This window comes from Ruegeria lacuscaerulensis, from assembly GCF_013033355.1.
GTDB classification, from domain to species: domain Bacteria; phylum Pseudomonadota; class Alphaproteobacteria; order Rhodobacterales; family Rhodobacteraceae; genus Ruegeria; species Ruegeria lacuscaerulensis_A.
In genome coordinates, this window is sequence record NZ_WQDY01000001.1 from 374,443 (window position 1) to 391,655 (window position 17,213).

Genomic DNA, 17,213 nt, shown 5'->3' on the forward strand with positions numbered 1-17,213 from the left:
ATTGAAGATCACACTCAATCCACATCGCGGAGGCCGGAAACTTGCCGCTTCTGCTCCGTACCCGTCCATTGATGCAGCCCGCGTAGCCGATCTTCTGTCGCAATGCCCCGCTGCGGGTGAAACTCCATTGGTCGATGCAAAAGAGCTTGCCGACGTGGCCAATCTTTGGATCAAGGACGAGCGTGGCCGCATGAATCTTGGGTCTTTCAAGGCGCTTGGGGCGGCCTACGTAATCGCGCGACATGCGGCCGAGGCAACGGATGCGCCGGACTGCAATACATTGAACAGTCGAACCTATGTGACGGCCAGTGCAGGAAACCATGGCATGAGCGTCGCCGCAGGCGCGCGGGTATTTGGCGCGCAGGCGGTCGTCTATATCGCCGAAACTGTACCGGAGAGTTTCGCGGACCGCCTCCGTGCGCAAAAGGCGCAGGTTGTGCGGCAAGGCGTCGATTATGCCGCCAGTATGGAGGCCGCCAGCCAAGCCGCGCAGGATAACGGGTGGACGCTGCTGTCCGACAGTTCTTGGGACGGATATATCGAAATTCCGCATATGCTTATGGAGGGGTATCTGCAGATGGCTGTCGAGGCCGTGCGTCAATGTCCGGAAATGCCCAGCCATATCATGCTGCAGGCAGGGGTTGGCGGGCTGGCGGGCGCGGTGGCGGCCTATGCGCGCCATGTCTGGGGTGACGCGCCCAAAATCATCGTGGTCGAGCCCGAGTCCGCCCCCGCGCTACAAGCGAGTATCGAGGCCGGGGCCTGCGTTTTCGCGGATGGCCCTGACAGCATAATGGGACGTCTGGATTGCAAAGAACCTTCGTTGATCGCTCTGAACGGCTTGGCCAGAGATGCCGACGCGTTTTTGACTTTGACCGATGACGAGGTTGTTCAGCATTTGCCTGCGATGGCGGCGGCTGGGGTGGCAACGACGGCATCCGGTGGGGCAGGGATTGCCGCTGCCATGAATGCCCAAGTGCTGCAGCGTTTAGGAATTGGTGCGGACGCCAAGGTTCTGTGCTTTCTGTCCGAGATTGCGGAATGAGAGGGTTCGACACTGCTGAGTTCACCGCTCGGTTGCAGCGTGCGCAAAAGATGATGGTCCAAGCGGACTTGTCTGCCTTGCTGCTGACAACTGAACCCGAGATTCGGTACTTTACCGGCTACTTGACCCGGTTTTGGGAAAGCCCGACCCGACCTTGGTTTCTGGTGGTTCCGGTCAGTGGAAAACCGATTGCCGTTATCCCCTCTATTGGTGCTGCACTGATGGGGCAAACCTGGATCGACGATATCCGAACCTGGAGCTCTCCGGACTTGTTGGATGACGGCGTTAGTCTGTTGGCGGAAACCCTAATCGAGGTCACTCCGACGGATGCCACTATTAGTTTGCCTGATGGGCACGAAACCCATGTCCGTATGCCGATGGCCGATTTGTTGCGCCTTCAATCGCTATTGGGCTCGCGGAGGGTTGCTGGCGATGCGGAACTTATGCGCGGCCTTCGGATGATCAAATCAACGGCGGAGATCGCGAAAATCGAAACCGCCTGCGCGATTGCCGCGCGGGCTTTTCAGCGTGTTCCTGAAATCGCAGGATCTGGCATTGCCGTTGATGAGGTGTTTAGAAAGTTCCAAATGCTGTGTCTGGAGGTAGGCGCCGATTGGGTGCCCTATCTTGCGGGCGGTGCCGAGCAGGGGGGATATACGGATGTAATCTCTCCGGCCCGAGATACGGCGATGGAGGCCGGAGATGTCCTGATGTTGGACACTGGTTTGGTGTGGGACGGGTATTTTTGTGACTACGACCGAAACTGGTCGATTGGTCCGGCCTCGACGTCAGTGCGTTCTGCGTATGCAACCTTGATTGAGGCGTCTGATGCAGCATTCGAGATTGCAAAGCCGGGCGCGACCGCTTCCGACCTGCATCACGCAATGAACAGTGTTCTGTCACGTCAAAATGCGGATACGGGGGCTGGGCGTCTGGGGCATGGCCTGGGGATGTCCCTCACAGAATGGCCTTCGTTGATTCCCGACGATCATACTGTGTTGCAACCCGGCATGGTTTTGACGCTCGAACCCGGAATAGCCGTTGGCGATAAAATTCTGGTTCATGAAGAGAACATCGTGATTACCGAAGATGCGCCGCGGTTCATCAGCCCTCGGCTTGGGCCGGAGTTGCCTGTGATATGAGCTATTTACCCTATGAACTGGAAGAGGACGACCCGCAGCTCAACCCGATGGGCTTGATCGTCTTGCAGACGGACGAAACGATTGAACCGGAATTCAGCGCTTACTTCGCAAATTGCCACGCGCCGATTTACGTTTCCAGAATTCCCAGCGGCGCAGAGGTGACAACGGACACGCTGGCCCAGATGGAGAACGCCCTTCCTGCAGCCTCAGATCTATTGCCCAAAGTCCGGCCTTATAAGGTTGTGGGGTATGGCTGCACCTCGGCCAGCTCCGTGATCGGTTCAGCTATGGTCGAGCGCATGGTTCAAAAGAACTGCAACGTTGCGACCGTCACGAATCCGCTGCGTGCAGCTTCCGCCTGCGCTGCGGAAAAAGGTGTTTCCAAATTCGCTTTGCTGTCGCCCTATATCGAAGAAGTGAACGATCCATTACGCCGTGCCTTCGCAAAAAACGGAGTGACAATGGACGTTTTTGGCTCATTCGGTGAGTCCGAGGAATCCAAGGTTGTTCGAATATCCCGCCAATCGCTAGTCGACGCGGCGCTTAACCTGGGCTCTGATTCGGCAGTTGAGGGTGTTTTTATAAGCTGTACGAATCTAAAGACTTTTGATGCTTTGCCAGAAATTGAAAGTCGGTTGGGAAAGCCGGTTCTTTCAAGCAATCAAAGCCTTGCGTGGCACATGCGACGCTTGAATGACGCCTGAATATCAGGCGTGTGGCGCTTTCTTTGTCATTCTCCTGACATATTTTGGTTGCGTCGCCCGTCCTGCTTGTCCTTAAATGGGCTCTGACAGGTCCTTGAGATCCGGATAAACCGGGCAAGCAAGGACAGACAGGGGAGCCAAGTTGGTAATGTCTAATGACGCAGCGTTCGTCGAGTTTCAACGTGTCCAGAAATCTTACGACGGCGAGATCCTTGTCGTAAAAGATCTAAATCTTTCAATGCCTAAAGGTGAGTTCCTGACAATGCTCGGCCCATCCGGGTCAGGCAAAACCACTTGCCTTATGATGTTGGCCGGGTTCGAAACAGCAACCCATGGCGAGATCATGTTGGATGGTCGTCCGATCAACAATATTCCGCCCCACAAGCGGGGGATCGGCATGGTTTTTCAGAACTATGCGCTTTTCCCGCACATGACGGTTGCCGAAAATCTCGCTTTCCCGCTGGAAGTTCGAAAAATCGGGAAGGACGAGCGCGAAGAAAAAGTGAAACGCGCCCTAGATATGGTTCAGATGGGGGCATTTGGCAGCCGGCGCCCCGCTCAGTTGTCCGGTGGTCAACAGCAGCGGATCGCATTGGCCCGCGCACTAGTTTTTGAACCCGAGCTTGTTTTGATGGACGAGCCGTTGGGTGCGTTGGATAAACAGTTGCGCGAGCATATGCAGTTCGAAATCACGCGTCTGGCGCATGAGCTGGGTATTACCACTGTTTACGTAACCCACGACCAGACCGAAGCGTTGACCATGTCGGACCGTGTGGCTGTTTTCGACGACGGACGAATTCAGCAACTTGCGCCGCCCGATTTGCTTTATGAAGAGCCGGAAAACAGCTTTGTGGCTCAATTTATTGGTGAAAACAACACATTGGAAGGTGTCGTTAAGTCGATTGACGGCGACTCGTGTGTTGTTGCGCTGGACGATGGGTCTGAGATTGACGCTAAACCGGTGAATGTGACAGCTGCGGGTGAGCGCACCAAAGTGTCGATCCGTCCCGAACGGGTTGAATTCAACAAAGATCGTCTGCACGCTGATGCACATACGCTTAAAGCAACGGTGAAAGAGTTCATCTATATGGGCGACGTGTTCCGCTTTCGTCTGTCGGTTGCTGGGAACGATGACTTCATCATCAAAACCCGCAACGCGCCGGATGCGGTACGCCTGTCTCCCGGTCAGGAGGTCGAAATCGGCTGGCTGGCCCATGACTGCAGGGCGCTGGACGCCTGAGTCACAAATACCCCGAATGTTTGGGGTAAGAGTTGGCTGGTTTGCCCCGTGATCCGGCCTAAGCAAAGTAAAAGTAACGGGTATAACAGGGAGTTAAACATGAAAGTTAAAACCACTCTTATGGCAAGTGCGGTTGCTGCCGTAGCCGGTGGTGCGATGGCCGAAGAAATGACCATCGTGTCCTGGGGCGGCGCTTATTCCAAGTCGCAGCTGAAAGCATATCACGAGCCCTATTCGGAAAAGACAGGCGTCACCATCCTGAACGATGACAGCTCGGCTGAGGCGGTGGCTAAACTGCGCGCGATGAACGAAGCGGGCAACATCACTTGGGATGTAGTGGATGTTGTTGCAGCGGATGCGATCCGTTTGTGCGACGAAGGTCTGGCGATGGAGATCGATTTCGACAGCCAACTGGCTGCCGCACCGGACGGGACACCAGCATCCGAAGATTTCGGCGATCTGTTGGTCAGTGACTGCTTTATCCCGCAGATCGTGTACTCGACCACTTTCGGCTATCGTACCGATCTGGTGGGCGACACGCCTCCGACCGAGATCTGCGCCGTGTTCGATCTGGAAAACTATCCCGGCAAACGTTCGCTGGAAAAGCGTCCGATCAACAATATGGAATGGGCGCTTCTGTGTGATGGCGTAGCCAAGGACGACGTCTATGACGTTCTGGCGACACCGGAAGGTCAGGATCAGGCTCTTGCCAAGCTGGATACTATTAAGGACAGCGTAGTCTGGTGGTCTGCCGGTGCCGACACACCGCAGTTGCTGGCCGACGGCGAAGTCATCATGGGCTCGACCTATAACGGTCGTTTGTTCAGCGTGATCGAAGAGCAGAAACAGCCCGTCGCCATGCTGTGGGACGCGCAGGTATTCGATCTGGATGGCTGGATCATCCCTGCCGGTCTGAGCGAAGAGCGTCAGCAGCGCGCGCTGGACTACATCATGTTCGCAACTGACACCCAGCGTCTGGCGGATCAGGCCAAGTACATCTCGTACGGTCCGGCCCGTGCCTCGTCGGCGCCGCTGGTTGGTCAGCACGCCGATCTGGGCATCGACATGGCACCGCACATGCCGACCGACCCGGAAAACGCCAAGAATACGTTCCTGTATAACTACGAGTTCTGGGCGGACTACCGCGACGACATCGACGCCAAGTTCCAGGCGTGGCTGGCACAATAAGCCTTTTGTGACAAATGGTTGGGGCCGGTTTTGGCCCCAACCCACCAAAAGACCAAGGGACGCAGATGACTGACGCAACTCAATCAGGTCCGATGCTGGCCGCTGACGGCACGCCTCTGAAAAAATCGCTGGCGCGGTCGTTAAGACGTCGCAAACTTAGGGCGCTGGCCCTTATTGCGCCGTTGCTGCTGTTTGTGCTGTTGTCCTTTGTGATCCCGATCGTGTCCATGTTGTTCCGTTCGGTCGAGAACGGGATTGTGGCTGATACGCTGCCCCTGACCGTGGTCGAATTGAAGAACTGGGATGCGGAAAGCGGCGAACTACCGGATGAGGCATTATACGCCGCGTTCACGAAAGATATGGTCGTTGCCATTGACGAAAAGACACACACACGGCTTGGCTCGCGCCTGAACTATGAGCAGACGGGTATGTCCTCGATGTTCCGTCGCTCGGGCCGCCAGATTAAAAAACTTGACCCTGAAACCGATGGCCCGTTCAAGGACAGGCTGATCGACATTCACGACGGTTGGGGGGATGTCGAAACCTGGCGCGCCATCAAGACCCACGCTGTTCCGATCACCAACGGATATTTCCTGAACGCAATCGACATGCGCCGTACGCCTGAAGGTGCGCAGGCGCAGCCTGAGGACAAACAGATCCTAATCAAGCTGTTTGGGCGTACGCTGATGATGTCGCTGATCATCACTGCTTCGTGCATCCTACTTGCCTATCCGGTGTCATATATTCTGGCGACCCTGCCGATGCGGGTGTCTAACCTGCTGATGATCCTTGTGTTGCTGCCGTTCTGGACATCACTTCTGGTGCGAACGTCTGCGTGGAAGGTGATGTTGCAGCAGCAGGGGGTGATCAACGAAACGCTAGTCTGGCTGGGGTTGGTCGCGGATGACGCGCGATTGGTGATCATCAACAACCAGTTCGGCACTATTATCGCGATGACGCATATCCTGCTGCCGTTCATGATATTACCGATGTATTCGGTGATGCAGACCATTCCTGAATCCTACACCCGCGCTGCGAAATCCATGGGCGCAACGAACTGGACGACTTTCTGGCGCATCTACTTCCCGCAATCCATTCCGGGCATCGGCGCGGGGTCGATCCTCGTGTTCATCCTTGCCATCGGCTACTACATCACGCCGGAAATCGTTGGCGGGACCAAGGGTGTCTTCATCTCGAACCGGATTGCGTACCACATCTCATCCTCGCTGAACTGGGGATTGGCGGCTGCGCTCGGGACGATCCTGCTGGCGGTCGTTCTGTTACTCTACTGGTGCTATGACAAGATCGTAGGCATCGACAACGTGAAGCTGGGATAAAGACGATGGCAGCACTAACACCAATATCCCGCAAACCCATGTCGGTGGTTCTGCCCGCTGTGGCCATCGCCGGAGGTTTCGTCGGTATGTTCGTCGGCGCCGGGCAGGGCAGTGTCCTGCTGGGTATCGTGATCGGAGCCGCTCTGATGGCGGGTCTGGCTTGGCTTTACATGAATGTCCTGGACAATGAGCGTGTCGCCCGCTGGATCACGATCCTTGGGATGGGCGTGCTGGGCATTGTGTTCGCTGGGGCGACTGGCCTGATCATCGGCCTTCTGGTTGGGTGGTTTTTTGCCTTCTTCATCTTCTGGCTTTACGAAGGACGATACCGCCAAAAACTGCTGCCTTATATGACCGGTCGACAGGTGTTCTGGCACTATACTTTCCGGGTGATCTGCGGTGCGATATTTGTGTTCCTGATCACACCGATCCTTGTGGTTTTGCCACTGTCGTTCAATGCGCAGGATTTCTTTACCTTCACGCCTGAAATGCTGCGGCTGGACCCCGAAGGCTATTCGCTGAAGCATTACCGCGACTTCTTTACAAACAATGAATGGCAGCGCAGCTTCAAGAACTCGCTGATCATCGCGCCGATTGCGACGATCATCTCCGTGTCGCTGGGCACACTGGCGGCCATCGGCCTCAGCCAGAGCCACGTTCCGGGCAAACGGGCGATTATGGGTATCCTGATTTCACCCATGATCGTGCCGCTGATCATCTCGGCCACCGGCATGTTCTTTTTCTACAGCGATATCGGCCGGTTCCTTGAAGGAACGCTGGGCATGGACAAGAACTTTGTGGGCTATGTTAAGGTTGTTCTTGCGCACGCGGTTCTGGGCATTCCGTTCGTGATCATCACTGTGACGGCGACCTTGGTCGGCTTTGACCAGTCGCTCACCCGTGCAGCGGCGAACATGGGGGCAGGGCCGGTGCGGACCTTCTTCAAGATCCAGATGCCGCTGATCCTGCCGGGTGTAATCTCAGGTGGCTTGTTCGCCTTTATCACTTCGTTTGATGAGGTGGTTGTGGTGCTGTTCGTCGGTTCGGCCAGCCAGAAAACGCTGCCATGGCAGATGTTCACAGGTCTGCGCGAACAGATCAGCCCGACCATTTTGGCGGTGGCTACGATCCTTGTCGTGATCTCGATCGCGCTGTTGACCACGGTTGAATTGCTGCGCCGCCGGTCCGAGCGTCTGCGGGGTCTTTCCCCCGCTTGACGCGCGCCGCGGCGTGATTTAGCCATTGCGATATGCAGTCCGGTCACGATGGCGTCGTGACATCTATACGGGCGCATGGCTCTCGGTTCCCGAGGCCGCTTGTCCTGAACGCCGGGACTTGTGGCCGGGCACCTTTCGTCCGGCATTGCAGGAGAGAGCATGATGACAGACCTGACAAACCGCCCCGAGTTCTTCACCAGCCACAATGGCGATAAGGCCCCGCTGCCGTTCAGCAAAGCCGAATACGCCCGCCGCCTGTCGGGCCTACGCGCCATTATGGCGGCACGGGATATTCCGGCGGTGTTGCTGACTTCGATGCACAATATCGCCTATTACTCGGGCTTTCTGTATTGCGCCTTTGGCCGTCCTTATGGCTGCGTGGTGACGCAGGACGCATGTACGACGGTGTCGGCGAATATCGACGCGGGCCAGCCGTGGCGGCGCTCGGTCGAGGAAAACGTGATCTATACCGACTGGAAGCGCGACAATTACTGGCGCGCGGTGGCCAGCCTGATCGGGGGTGCCAAGCGGATCGGGATCGAAGGCGATCACATGACGCTGGCCGCGCGCGACACGGCGCTGGCGATGCTGGGGCAGCCGGAACTGGTGGATGTGGCCGGTGATACGATGGCCGCCCGCATGGTGAAATCGGCGGAAGAGATCGAGCTGATCAAGGGCGGGGCCCGCACTGCAGATGTGGGTGGGGTGGCCATCCACGCCGCGATCCGCGAAGGCGCGACTGAGATTGAGATCGCCATGGCCGGGCGCGACGCGATGGAGGCCGAGATCGCCCGCGCCTACCCGGATGCCGAATACCGGGACACCTGGGTCTGGTTCCAGTCAGGCCTGAATACGGACGGCGCGCATAATCCCGTAACCAAGCGGGCGCTGCAAAAGGGCGATATCCTGTCGCTGAACACCTTCCCGATGATCTCGGGCTATTACACCGCGCTGGAACGTACCCTGTTTCTGGGCGAACCCGACGCCGACAGCTTGCGCATCTGGAAGGCCAATGTGGCCGCGCATGAGCTTGGCCTAAGCCTGATCAAACCCGGCGCGACTTGCTCGGGCATCACCGCCGAGATCAACCGCTTCTTTGCCGATGAGGGGCTGCTGCAATATCGCTCCTTCGGCTATGGCCACTCGTTTGGCGTCCTCAGCCACTACTATGGGCGCGAGGCAGGGCTGGAGCTGCGTGAAGATATCGACACGGTGTTGGAACCCGGCATGGTCGTGTCAATCGAGCCGATGTTGTGGATTCCCGAAGGTCAGCCCGGTGTGGGTGGCTATCGTGAGCATGATATTCTGGTTGTCGGCGATGATGGGGCCGAGAACATCACCGGGTTCCCCTATGGGCCGGAACATAACACGATCAACTGACCCGAAGGGCAGGAGGGGCGCTTAGCCCCTCTTGCTACGTTCGTGGAAAATGAAGCCGATGAAATTCAGCAGTACCTGCGCCGCCAGAATCTGCGTGCTCTCAGTAGGGTCGTAATTCGGCGCGACCTCGACCAGATCAATGCCGACCACATCGCCGCGTTGCGCCAGACCTTGCAGGATTTCCAGCACGTCATAATACAGAAACCCCCCGTGGCTGGGCGTGCCGGTGCCTGACGCAATCGATGGGCAAAAAGCGTCGATATCAATCGTTACATAATACCGCGCGCCTTCGGGGATTCGGGCCAAGACACCCTCGGTTCCCAGTTTGCGGACCTGTCGCACAGACAGGATATCGGACCCTCGGGCGCGGGCATCCTCATAGCCTTCCTTTGCGGTTGAGGACACATTGCGGATGCCCAACTGCGTCATGCCCGAGACATAGTCTTTCTCAATCGCGCGCCGCATCGGATTGCCGTGACCGGCAGTGACCCCGTGGCGTTCATCCACGAAATCCAGATGGGCGTCGATCTGAACCACATGGATCGGACCATTTTCCGCGCAATCGTCAGAAAAAGCATTGATGCAGGGGATGTTGATCGAGTGATCTCCGCCGATGGTGACGGGCAGGGCGCCTGCGTCCAGAATCTTCTGGACCCCGAACTGGATATTGGTGTGGCTTTCCTCGGTCTTGGTGTGGATGATGTCCGCGTCGCCGATATCGACCATGCGGACCGAGCTATCCAAATACGTCACGTCATCCTCGTGATCATACGCCCCGGCATGGCCAAAGCTGAACAGTGTCGACGCCTCACGCACCGCACGTGGCCCGAACCGAGCGCCGGATCTCCATTGTGTGCCAAAATCGAAGGGTGCGCCTATGATCGCCACATCAGCGTCGATCTGGTCCCAATCCTCGACATAAGGTGACTTGCCAAAGGTCGAAATACCGACGAATGGCAGGTTCAGACGGCCACTTGCATACCCATGAGACGACATAGCGCGATTCCCGTTTCTTGTTTGTCCGTTGCAGCTTAGAAGCGTTGTCTTAAGCAGGATAGGTTTCTTTGAGGGGTGGATGGGTTGAATATCGTCCGCCAAGGGTGTCTATCTGAGCGAAGGTTGGAAAGGAATTGCCGTGGGACAGCACGAACTGCCACCCAAGACAGGTGTGTTCTACATCAATCTGGATCGTGTCCCCGCCCGTCGGGATTTTATGGATCGGCAGTTTGCGCATGCTGGCCTGTCCGCTGCCATCCGTTTCAGTGCCGTTGACGGGCAGCGAACCGGCGCGTTGGACCAGAACGGCTACGTTCCTGGCACTGGCAGCCGTTGGGGGCTGAAGCAAAGCGAGATCGCCTGTTTCGAAAGCCATCGTGCCGTTTGGCAAGCCGCCGTCGATCAGGACTTGAGGGCTGTGGCCGTTTTTGAGGATGACGTGGAAATGTCCAGCAGTGCAGGGCGCGTTGTGACCAATATTCTGAATGAAAGTTCCAAGTTTGATTTTGTGAAGCTTGATTATTCCCCCCGAGAGTTGCGATTTGGGACCCTTCAGACCGTTGGCGCAGTTGACGTGCGACCGATGTTGGAGATGGCACCAAGCGCTGCTGCGTATGTCTTGTCGAATGCCGCCTGCCGTAAGCTATTGGCCTGGTCCAACGCCTATTCCGACCACCTGGATGACTTCGTCTCGATCCCGCGTGCGGATTGGCGCATGTTTCAGTGCTTTCCGGCCGTCGGTGTGCAGGTTATCTGGTCTCAGCATCAGGAACAGACGCAAGAGGATGTTAAGGTCAGCGAACGCTCTAGGGATCGAAAAACCAACAGCGGCCTGGACAAAGGGCCCACTTGGTTCCGCTTGCGACGAGAGCTTTTGGCCGCACAGCGGAAACTGTATTGGCGGATGGGTGGCCAAAGGCGGCTGATCCGGAAAGGTGGCTTTGTTGGCTTTATTCCTTGTGCGGGCGATCTCAACGTTTAGACGCGTCGTTTTGTGGCGCCGCGAGCCTATTCGGTGCTTTCTGCACGTATTAGCGTTAACAAAACTGTCAGTTTGATATAACGTTGTGGTGTTGTTTACGGGTGGCGCACGGGTTCGCAGCATGAGTCAGACGATTTACGAACGCTACGGTGGGTTCAAAACGATCAGTCGGATCGTTATGACGTTCTATGAAATGGCCTTGGATTCCGATCAGATCGGAGGGCATTTTGAAGATATCGATATGCCACGTCTGATCGATCACCAGACCAAATTTGTATCTTCTTTGGTCGGTGGACCCGCTTCGTTCAGCGATGAGCGTATCGAGGCCGTGCATCGGCACCTCAATATTTCACACGAGGATTTTGATGAGATGGCTGCGCTGTTTGCGCAGGCGCTTGAAATGCACGGGATGGATGACTCTCATGTTAAAATCGCGCTGGGAGCCATTGAATCGAAACGCAGAATAATCGTTACACGCAGCGCGGCATGAGCATTTTAGCAATAAATGAGCAACTGTTGCGCGCTATCGGAGTCGGTGTTGCGGTTGTTCGCGCCTCGGACCTTGGCTTTGTTTTTTACAATGGTCCGTTTTCAGAATGGTTCGGCACACCGGCTGAGGGTCAAACTCTGTTGGACGTTTTCCCGACCCTTGATCAGCGTGAGTTGGAAGACGTCAAGCAATCGGGGTTGCGCTATTCCTTCGAAATGCAACTGAAGCCAAAGCGCAGGACTTTGGTCTTCGCGACGGCCATTTCATTGGCCAACGGCGCGGAAGAGCAACTTTTGGTCATTGAGTGCCAGAACATCACCCGCATTCGTGAACTGGAAAGCATGATCGACAGCTACTCGACCATGGTGGAACGCAATACGCGCGAATTGGAGCGGGAAAAAGAACGGGTCGAGCGGCTTTTGCTAAATCTGATGCCGCGCGCTGTGTATGAAGAATTTAAGACGTTTGGCGTTGTCACGCCTCAGCTGTACGATCAAGTTTCAGTTGTAATGCTTGATTTTGTCGGGTTCACAGACTTTGCCGCCAAGACGGATCCGACGGTTACACTGAGTGAATTGAACGACATTTTCACAGCTTTTGACCGCATCGTCGAACAATTTGGCTGCGAGAGGATCAAGACCATCGGCGACGCGTATCTTGCTGTATCCGGGATGCCGGATGCTACGCCGGACCATGCGACCGCAGTTGCACATTGTGCAGTCCGGTTCTTGCGGTACTTGGAACGTCGCAACGAAAGCCACCCGCACAAGTGGCAGGCAAGAATTGGTCTGGGAATGGGCCCCGCCGTGGGATCTGTGGTTGGGATTCAGAAATACGTCTACGATGTGTTCGGACCTGCGGTTAACATTGCGTCTCGGCTGCAAGTCTTTGCCAACCCAATGAATATTGTCGCTCCGGAAGAGATGAAATATGCGTTGATCGACGAGTTTCAGGTCTCCGACTTAGGACGCGTTGACATCAAGGGTATGGGCGAGATGGATCTGATCAATGTGACGTCGGGGTTGAGCATGCCACAGCCCCGGCATTTGTTTTAGTCATCGTCATTCGTCGGGTGGCACCAGTCCCAGTCCGCGCAAATAGATGCCTATCCCTGATTCCAACAAGTCCTCGGGCGGGAACGGAGAGCTTGCACCAGTATTGCGCGCAAACAGCTCTACCACCCCGTGGCTCATGGCCCAGATATGAGCGCTGAACATCGAGGCCGGAGGGCGCTTTTCTGGTGGGATATGTTGGGACAGGTCAGAGGCGGCCTTTTCAAGTACGCTTTTGGCGCGGTTCGCCGCCATTGACAGTTCCGGCGTGCGATTGAGTGAAATGCCACTTTCGAACATCGCGATATAGTGACCCGGATGCTTGCGAGCAAAGGCCAGATAGGCCCGCCCGGTGGCCTCGAACGCGGCCAAAGCTGACGGTTGCCCCTTGTCGTAGGCATATTGCATCAGATCCGCGAACATCTCGAAACCCTGACGAGCTGCCTCGGCAATCAGATCCTCGCGACCCTGATAGTGCCTATACACTGCAGCGGGTGTAACCCCGGCAGTCTTTGCGGCCTCGGATAAGGTGAAGCCGGTCGGACCCTTCTTTTCAATCAGCGACAAAGCAGCCTCGATCAGCGCTTGTTTTAGATTGCCGTGGTGATACCCGCGTTTCGTCATCTCCTGATCAGCTGCCTTTGTTGTCGTTGTTTGTTGTTATTTCGACATAATCCGTGACCGGGCTTCGTCCAATAGCAACCGTGGAACACTCATGCATCCCAGATGTCCGGACCGCCACAGATTTTCGGGTCATTTTCACCGATGGCATCTGCGTCTTTTTCATCATAGTCGACCGCGTGCAGAACCGTCCGGATTGCAGCCAAACGCGCGCGTTTCTTGTCGTCGGAACGAACGATCGTCCAGGGACAGTGGTCAGAATGGCTGCGGGTCAGTGTTTCGCTGATCGATTGCGTGTACTCGTCCCACTTACTAAGCCCAGCGACATCAATTGGACTAAGTTTCCATTGTTTGAGGGGGTCAGTTTCGCGCGCAAGAAACCGGTTCAACTGTTCGGCGCGACCGACATTCAACCAGAACTTAAACAACTGGATACCGTCATTTACCAGCCCGGTCTCAAGCGGCAAGACCTGTCGGAAAAATCTTTCGCGTTCAACAGCTTCGCAAAAACCGAAAACGTTTTCGACAACGCCGCGGTTGTACCAGCTGCGGTCAAAAAACACGATTTCTCCCGCCGCAGGTAGATGTTGGATATAGCGCTGGAAATACCACTGGCTGCGTTCCTGATCCGAGGGTTTACTGAGCGCAACATTGCGTGCCCCGCGCGGGTTAAGGTTTTCTCGGAACCGTTTGATTGTACCGCCTTTACCTGCGGCATCGCGGCCTTCGAAAATAAGCGCGATGCGGCTGCCGGACTCTTTTACCCAAGATTGCATTTTGACCAGCTCGACCTGCAGAGCCTCCATCTGCTTGTCATAATCCTTACGCTTCATGCGTTCGTTGTAAGGGTATGATGGATTGAGGATGTCGTCTTTGTCGGATTTCTCGATGGCCGAGCGGACATCCTTTGGCGCTTCTTTACGAAAGTATTTTTCAATAGAGCCTTTTTCAGACCGGGCCATACCTCACCTCACAATAAAACCCATAACTTACTATGGATTAGCCGGCGAATTAACGCAAACCTGCCCTTTGGGCTGCGCGATCAATGGCTGCGGCGACTTCGGGGGCTGCGACGACCTGCGGCATGTGGCCAATGCCCTCAAGCTCGATCAGCTCTGCGCCGGGAATCTGTTCGATCAAGCGATGTGAGTGCCAACCAAGACCCACGGTGTCATCCGCAGTGCCGTGTACGATCTCGGTCGGTACGTCGATGTTCTTATAGCTGGGTTGCAAGGCGCGCACTTCTTCCAGAAGGTTGGCACGTTGCTTGGCGTTGGCGTGCATCGAAGCACGACGGATCGTTAAGCCGGTGCCAAAATGGTCTGCATATCCTTCAGGGGCCGTTTGAGGCGCGAAGACGCGATCCAAAGTTTGTTCGACATACCATTCCGGAACAAACGCACTGATCAGCGGCAGCGCCAGCACATTTCCTGTTGGTGTTGACGCCATCTTGTTGAACCCATCAAGTGGTGTCTCCCACGGGATGGCAGCAGGCGCGATCAGGACCAGCGCTGAAAGGTTATCAGGACGCGTCACTGCCCATGCCAGAGACACAGCCCCCCCATAGCTTTGCCCCGCTACTATAGGTTTCTTGGCGCCAAGTTTTTCAGCCGCTTTTTGCAAGATTTCCGCTTGTTCTACAATAGTTTCCCCGTCGGGATTAAAGCTATCGCTATATCCCAGGCCGGGACGGTCGAATATGATAACCCGGTAATTTTTGGCAAGGATCGGCGCCAGCGCAAAGGTCATGTCCCGTGTGTTGCCACTCGATCCATGGATCAAAACAACATCGGGGCCATTACCCATTATGACAGAGTGAATGCCGATGCCATCAACGTCGATGATCTGGCCCTCTGGTGGGAAAGCAGTTTCCGCGCGCGCCTTGTTGTGCGACTCGCGCCAAGTGGTGATGACGGTAAGCCCAATGACGAGCAAAAGAACTGCTATAAGCGCTTTAACGGCCAATGTTTTCCATCTCGAACGGGGTGGACTGATAAATTTCGTTGACCCAGTTACCGTAGAGCAAATGCGCATGGCTGCGCCATCGGTTCTGCGGCGGGCGACTTGGATCGTCGTCAGGGTAGTAGTTCATTGGCACGTTGATTGGGGTACCGTTGGCCACGTCGCGGTCATATTCCTGTTTCAGCGTATCACTGTCATATTCGAAGTGATTGAAGATATAGATCGCGCGGTGGGCTTGATCCTCGACAAGGCACGGTCCGACTTCGTCACTGCCCAAAAGCGTTTTTAACCCCGAGGCGGTGTCGATTTCGGATTGCTTCATTTCTGTCCAACGGCTGACAGGGATAACGCAATCGTCCGAAAACCCCCGTAAGAAGGGCGACGCGGGTGCAAGATTACTGTGACGGAAACAGCCAAACGCCTTAGCGTCCAGGATGTGCTTTTTGACGCCGTGGAAATGATTGATCATCGCCATTCCCCCCCAACAAACGCCAAAAGTCGAATGGACATTGGTCTGAGTCCACTCAAAGACTTCGCTGATTTCGTCCCAGTAGGTAACATCATTGAACTCAAGATGTTCGATAGGTGCACCGGTGATGATCAGGCCATCAAATTTCTGATCTTTGACCTCCTGAAACGGGCGGTAGAACTCAGCCATGTGTTCGGCCGCAGTATTTTTCGTGCGATGCTCGGTCATGCGGATCAACGACAGGTCGATCTGCAAAGGCGTCGCGCCAATCAGGCGGGCGAATTGGTTTTCGGTCTGAATCTTTTTCGGCATCAGGTTCAGCAACCCGATCCGCAAAGGGCGAATATCCTGACGCATTGCCTGATCCTCGGCCATGACCATGACACCCTCTTTCGAGAGGACGTCAAATGCGGGCAGGTCGGAGGGAATCTTGATTGGCATCAGTGCAAGCCTTTGGAGTTACAGTGTAGAAGCGGTAATTAAGCGTGGTTAGCGCGGGTCTCAAGGGTACGTTCGATCAACTCATCGAAATCACCCGCGTCACGAACGCTGTGCATATCATTTGCAGTGACCGTCACGCCCCAATTGTCGGCCATCGCCTGATAGCGCGGTTGCCGATGCGCTAACGCGCGCGCATAGGTCCACCGAACAAAAGCATCTGGATCGACCTCGGTCGCGCTGCAGCCTTGTTCTGCAAGATATTCCTCCCAAACTCGTGTCAGGAACTCTGGCTGGTAGGACATCGGTTTAGGGGCTTTGTCAAACCTGCGGACCAACTCGGCGGTGTGATCCTCATCGCCTTTTAACCAGATCATCAATGTCTGGCGCGACAATTCCGACAAGACCGGATCGCGCGCATCATCGGGATCAACCCACTCGCAAATAGAACCGCCCGTGTCGCAAATGAAATGCGGATATTGGTACAGGCGCTTGGCACGATCAATGAAATACTCGGTGTCCAGAAGAGCGTGAATTTCGGCCAGGCGAAACTGCTCTTGTCGGCGGCGATACTCCGACAGCTCCAACCCGCCGAGCGCAGGATTGCCCGGCTTGCCCAGGTAAGCGGCAACAGGGGTCAGGTTTTCGAACGAGATATTCGAGCCAATGTAAATCGAATCCGACAACAGAAGATCGCGCAGAAAAGGGACCTTCATGGCTTGGGCTTTGGCGTTATCGATAATGTATTCGCCCATGTAGCGTGTGCCGATGCGATAATCGATCGAGTAGTGAAACCAGTCTCCAGAATCCCTCAGGACATTCGAGACATAGGTTTTGCCAAGCCCTGACATGCCGAAGAAAAGCACTTTCTTCCGCTCTGCGTCCCGCCACTCTTTCGCCGAATTGTAGATCATCGACCGCTATCCCTTTTTTCGACCTTGCTAATTCGG

Annotated in this window: 17 protein-coding genes; 11 read left to right on the plus strand and 6 right to left on the minus strand. The window is 55.6% G+C overall.

What is annotated here, in order from left to right; genetic code table 11:
• Position 1 precedes the first annotated feature (1 nt).
• The 8 genes from GOW48_RS01795 to GOW48_RS01830 all read left to right on the plus strand — a co-directional run bounded on the left by GOW48_RS01795 (position 2) and on the right by GOW48_RS01830 (position 9,253).
• Complete coding sequence (locus tag GOW48_RS01795) at positions 2-1,045, plus strand: pyridoxal-phosphate dependent enzyme (protein WP_170750909.1); 1,044 nt, start codon at positions 2-4, stop codon at positions 1,043-1,045.
• The gene (locus GOW48_RS01800) at positions 1,042-2,187 is read left to right on the plus strand and encodes a M24 family metallopeptidase (RefSeq protein WP_170750910.1); all 1,146 of its coding nucleotides are present in this window, start codon (positions 1,042-1,044) and stop codon (positions 2,185-2,187) included. The genes GOW48_RS01795 and GOW48_RS01800 overlap by 4 nt, the downstream gene beginning before the upstream one ends.
• Positions 2,184-2,891 (plus strand): maleate cis-trans isomerase family protein, encoded by a 708-nt coding sequence (locus tag GOW48_RS01805; protein ID WP_170750911.1) that lies wholly within the window; start codon positions 2,184-2,186, stop codon positions 2,889-2,891. Before GOW48_RS01800 ends, GOW48_RS01805 begins: the two co-directional genes overlap by 4 nt.
• A gap of 148 nt (positions 2,892-3,039) precedes the next feature.
• Positions 3,040-4,131 carry an ABC transporter ATP-binding protein gene (locus GOW48_RS01810; protein WP_170750912.1) on the plus strand — a complete coding sequence of 364 codons (1,092 nt, stop codon included), beginning with the start codon at positions 3,040-3,042 and terminating at the stop codon, positions 4,129-4,131.
• Between the two features lie 99 nt (positions 4,132-4,230).
• Entirely contained in the window at positions 4,231-5,319 is a 1,089-nt protein-coding gene (locus GOW48_RS01815) for an extracellular solute-binding protein (protein WP_170353070.1), read from the plus strand.
• 65 nt (positions 5,320-5,384) lie between these two features.
• Complete coding sequence (locus tag GOW48_RS01820; protein ID WP_170750914.1) at positions 5,385-6,656, plus strand: ABC transporter permease; 1,272 nt, start codon at positions 5,385-5,387, stop codon at positions 6,654-6,656.
• A 5-nt stretch (positions 6,657-6,661) separates the two neighbouring features.
• Entirely contained in the window at positions 6,662-7,873 is a 1,212-nt protein-coding gene (locus GOW48_RS01825; RefSeq protein WP_170750916.1) for an ABC transporter permease, read from the plus strand.
• A 162-nt stretch (positions 7,874-8,035) separates the two neighbouring features.
• The gene (locus tag GOW48_RS01830) at positions 8,036-9,253 is read left to right on the plus strand and encodes an aminopeptidase P family protein (RefSeq protein WP_170750918.1); all 1,218 of its coding nucleotides are present in this window, start codon (positions 8,036-8,038) and stop codon (positions 9,251-9,253) included.
• Between the two features lie 21 nt (positions 9,254-9,274).
• On the opposite strand, the gene speB is transcribed toward GOW48_RS01830, so the two are convergent.
• Positions 9,275-10,249 (minus strand): agmatinase, encoded by a 975-nt coding sequence (gene speB, locus GOW48_RS01835; protein WP_170750920.1) that lies wholly within the window; start codon positions 10,247-10,249, stop codon positions 9,275-9,277.
• A 139-nt stretch (positions 10,250-10,388) separates the two neighbouring features.
• On the opposite strand from speB, the gene GOW48_RS01840 reads away from it, so the two are divergent.
• The 3 genes from GOW48_RS01840 (at position 10,389) to GOW48_RS01850 (ending at position 12,776) form a co-directional block, all read left to right on the plus strand.
• On the plus strand, positions 10,389-11,231 hold the full coding sequence (locus GOW48_RS01840) for a glycosyltransferase family 25 protein (protein WP_170750922.1): 843 nt from the start codon (positions 10,389-10,391) through the stop codon (positions 11,229-11,231).
• Positions 11,232-11,352: 121 nt separating this feature from the next.
• Complete coding sequence (locus GOW48_RS01845) at positions 11,353-11,721, plus strand: group I truncated hemoglobin (protein WP_170750924.1); 369 nt, start codon at positions 11,353-11,355, stop codon at positions 11,719-11,721.
• On the plus strand, positions 11,718-12,776 hold the full coding sequence (locus GOW48_RS01850; protein ID WP_170353077.1) for an adenylate/guanylate cyclase domain-containing protein: 1,059 nt from the start codon (positions 11,718-11,720) through the stop codon (positions 12,774-12,776). Before GOW48_RS01845 ends, GOW48_RS01850 begins: the two co-directional genes overlap by 4 nt.
• Positions 12,777-12,782: 6 nt before the next feature.
• On the opposite strand, the gene GOW48_RS01855 is transcribed toward GOW48_RS01850, so the two are convergent.
• The 5 genes from GOW48_RS01855 to GOW48_RS01875 all read right to left on the minus strand — a co-directional run bounded on the left by GOW48_RS01855 (position 12,783) and on the right by GOW48_RS01875 (position 17,177).
• On the minus strand, positions 12,783-13,397 hold the full coding sequence (locus GOW48_RS01855; RefSeq protein ID WP_170750925.1) for a TetR/AcrR family transcriptional regulator: 615 nt from the start codon (positions 13,395-13,397) through the stop codon (positions 12,783-12,785).
• An 89-nt stretch (positions 13,398-13,486) separates the two neighbouring features.
• Complete coding sequence (ppk2, locus tag GOW48_RS01860) at positions 13,487-14,356, minus strand: polyphosphate kinase 2 (RefSeq protein WP_170750927.1); 870 nt, start codon at positions 14,354-14,356, stop codon at positions 13,487-13,489.
• Between the two features lie 49 nt (positions 14,357-14,405).
• Positions 14,406-15,359 (minus strand): alpha/beta fold hydrolase, encoded by a 954-nt coding sequence (locus GOW48_RS01865; RefSeq protein WP_234899392.1) that lies wholly within the window; start codon positions 15,357-15,359, stop codon positions 14,406-14,408.
• Positions 15,349-16,266, minus strand: a complete 918-nt coding sequence (metA, locus tag GOW48_RS01870; RefSeq protein ID WP_170353081.1) for a homoserine O-acetyltransferase MetA — start codon at positions 16,264-16,266, stop codon at positions 15,349-15,351. Before metA ends, GOW48_RS01865 begins: the two co-directional genes overlap by 11 nt.
• A gap of 38 nt (positions 16,267-16,304) precedes the next feature.
• Positions 16,305-17,177, minus strand: a complete 873-nt coding sequence (locus GOW48_RS01875; RefSeq protein WP_170750931.1) for an ATPase — start codon at positions 17,175-17,177, stop codon at positions 16,305-16,307.
• Positions 17,178-17,213: the final 36 nt, after the last annotated feature.